Origin of the sequence: Chryseobacterium contaminans, from assembly GCF_001684955.1 — a bacterium.
Taxonomy (GTDB): domain Bacteria; phylum Bacteroidota; class Bacteroidia; order Flavobacteriales; family Weeksellaceae; genus Chryseobacterium; species Chryseobacterium contaminans.
Genome location: NZ_MAYF01000172.1, coordinates 1 through 2,916, shown reverse-complemented (window position 1 = coordinate 2,916; position 2,916 = coordinate 1). Strand labels below are relative to the sequence as shown.

Genomic DNA, 2,916 nt, shown 5'->3' with positions numbered 1-2,916 from the left:
CCAATTGGAGGTGTTCCTGATTCTTTGAACATTTCAATTGGTAATTGAGCAATAGCATCAGGCTGTCTTTCTCCATAAGCTTCTTCAGGCTGAATTACAAAAGCAGCTTTATCACCAGCTTTCAAACCTAGGATATTTTCTTCAAATTTTGGAATCATCATTCCTACACCATACAAAAATGTAAGTGGGTTTTCTGCTGTTGTTTCTTCTACTAAAATTTTACTTCCATCTGCTTCGATTGTATGAAGTATATACTTTACAGCTACAACGTGATTGTTTTCAATTGTCATATTTTCTTTTTTTGTCGTGATTTTTTTCTCACGATTAACACCACAAATATAATGTTTTTGAAATGAATTAAATAGATTGGAAGTTGAGAGATGAAAGAAGGACGCTATGAAAGGCATAAAGAACTGCTGCTGCTTTTTGCATCAAAAAAGTTCATGGTTATCAGAAGTTATAAGACTAATATACACGCCCGATACCACTCTTCCCGTCCTCAGTCTGGCTACTTTTTATTTCTGGCTTCGTCTCTTTTTTTCTGTCTTAAGACAAACAAATACAAACTTTCAACTTTCGCTCTCGCCCAATCTGTTTTCCTTAAAAACTTCAATGACGAATTGATACTGGGGTTATCTGTAAAACATCTGATATTGATTTGTTTTCCCAATTCTTCAAACCCCTGATAATATTCTACCAGTTCTTCAAGAATGGCATCGAGTCTTTTTCCGTGTAGAGGATCTTTTGATTTTTCTTCCATAACACTGTAAAATTAAAACATTTTATCAGACTTAAAGACTAAAATTGTTTAGAAACTTAATCTTTAGTATTTTTGATGAAGCTATTTTTTACCAATAAAAATTATTCGTTACCACAAATATGAGCAAAAACAACGAAGCAAACAGGAAAAAAAATAAAAAGCAAATTGAGCAGAAAAAAAAGAAAGCACAAAACGCAGAAGCAGAAAGGAAAGCACGTTTAAAACAGATTCATCAGGATTTCAAAGCAAAAGAAACCGGTAATCAACCATAATATCATTCACTGCTACATACCATAGCTTCTAAAAATCCATTAGTTTTGAAAACTGAAAAATTATTTTGGATTACAAACAGAGGGCTTCTTGGTTATTCATACTTTTTGCTAAGTTTAAGGAAAACCATATTTTTAAAAATACTGCTTCATTTATCTTTGGATATTTCCTTTCAACAATGATACACTTTTATGAAAATTCTACATACAGCCGATTGGCATTTAGGAAAACGACTGGACCGCTTTTCCCGACTGGAAGAGCAAATTTCAGTGATGGAAGAAATCATCACAATTGCTGATGATGAACATGCAGATATGATCCTTATTGCCGGTGATCTGTTTGATAATTTCAACCCTGCCGTAGAAGCCGTTGAGCTTTTTTACAAAACCCTGAAGCGGTTATCTCAAAACGGAAAGCGGCCTGTCATTGCCATTTCGGGAAATCATGATTCTCCCAACCTCATCAATGCTCCGGATCCGTTAGCCAGAGAATGTGGAATTATTTTAATAGGGCATCCAAAAGCAAATATTACTCCTTTTGCAACGGAACACTTTAAAATTTTAAATTCAAAAGAAGGTTTTATAGAAATAAAGATCAACAGTATTGATTTTCCTGTAAGACTATTGCATACTCCTTACGCTAATGAAATCCGTTTGAAGGAATATTTGGGCGAAAATAAGGAAGAAGAGATCAATAATGTCCTATCCAGAACATGGAAAGAACTCGCAGATGAGTTTTGCGATGAAAACGGAATCAACCTGCTGACTGCCCATTTATACATGAATAAAAGAGGTGCTGATATTTTGGAAGAACCTGAAGGAGAAAAACCCATCAAAATAGGGAACGCGGATCTTATTTATTCAGATAGTATTCCTGAACAGATTCAGTATACTGCTTTGGGGCACTTACATGGCTTTCAGAATATCGGGACAAAGGAAAAGCCGGTGATTTATTCCTCTTCTCCTCTATGCTACAGCTTTAGTGAGGCTGGGCAGACAAAATTTGTTTCAATCATCAATGCTGAACCGGGTAAATCTGTTTCTTATGAAAAAAAGGTATTGAACAGTGGAAGAACTTTAGTAAGAAAAACCTTTACATCCGTAGATGAAACTGTTCAGTGGCTGAAGGAAAACCCCAATACATTTATTGAGCTGACATTAGAAAGTGAAACCTTTTTAACAGCTGATGAACGAAGGCTGATCTATCAGTCTCATACAGGAATTGTTCATTTGATTCCTAAAGTAAAAAACAGGGAATCCAGTGAGGAAATTAGTCATGAAATTAATTTAAACCAGAATATAGAAACATTGTTCAAGGATTATTTTAAATCTAAAAATGGTGGCCAGGAAGCCAATGATGAATTGATGAAATTGTTTAACGAAATTTTAAATGCCTAAGCTATGATTCCTGTTCAATTAACAGTTGAAGGTTTGTATTCTTACCAGGAACGTCAGACCATTGATTTCAAAAACCTCACAGAGGCCGGATTATTCGGTATTTTCGGAGCAGTAGGTTCCGGAAAATCATCTGTATTGGAAGCGATTTCGTTTGCTTTGTATGGTGAAACGGAACGTCTGAATATGCGTGATAAAAGAGCGTATAATATGATGAATTTAAAATCGAACACCTCTTATATTGAGTTTGATTTTATTAATTATGAGAATAAGCTTTTCCGTGCTAGCAGAGATTTCAGACGTAATTCTAAAAAATTTGAGGATGTAAAACCCTACTCTGTAACATTCTATGAGAACATCAACGGAAAATGGATTCCTTTGGATCATTCCAACGCAGAAGAGATCATTGGTTTAAGCTATTCCAATTTTAAACGTACCATCATTATTCCCCAGGGACAATTCAAAGAATTTCTTGAATTGGGTACTGCAGAC

General features: G+C 34.9%; 5 protein-coding genes. 3 read left to right on the top strand and 2 right to left on the bottom strand.

The window, feature by feature from the left end; genetic code table 11:
- A partial coding sequence (locus BBH99_RS10850; protein ID WP_185111064.1) for an FKBP-type peptidyl-prolyl cis-trans isomerase occupies window positions 1-290 on the bottom strand: 290 nt, incomplete at its 3' end.
- A 218-nt stretch (window positions 291-508) separates the two neighbouring features.
- The gene (locus BBH99_RS10845) at window positions 509-760 is read right to left on the bottom strand and encodes a VF530 family protein (RefSeq protein ID WP_066695426.1); all 252 of its coding nucleotides are present in this window, start codon (window positions 758-760) and stop codon (window positions 509-511) included.
- A gap of 119 nt (window positions 761-879) precedes the next feature.
- Between BBH99_RS10845 and BBH99_RS22395 the strand changes: the two genes are divergently transcribed.
- The 3 genes from BBH99_RS22395 to BBH99_RS10835 form a co-directional block, all read left to right on the top strand.
- Window positions 880-1,032 (top strand): hypothetical protein, encoded by a 153-nt coding sequence (locus tag BBH99_RS22395; RefSeq protein ID WP_165601918.1) that lies wholly within the window; start codon window positions 880-882, stop codon window positions 1,030-1,032.
- 189 nt (window positions 1,033-1,221) lie between these two features.
- Window positions 1,222-2,427: a metallophosphoesterase family protein gene (locus BBH99_RS10840; protein ID WP_066695424.1), complete on the top strand. Its 1,206-nt coding sequence runs from the start codon at window positions 1,222-1,224 to the stop codon at window positions 2,425-2,427.
- 3 nt (window positions 2,428-2,430) lie between these two features.
- Window positions 2,431-2,916 (top strand): AAA family ATPase (locus BBH99_RS10835; RefSeq protein WP_165601917.1); only part of this gene is annotated, 486 nt, incomplete at its 3' end.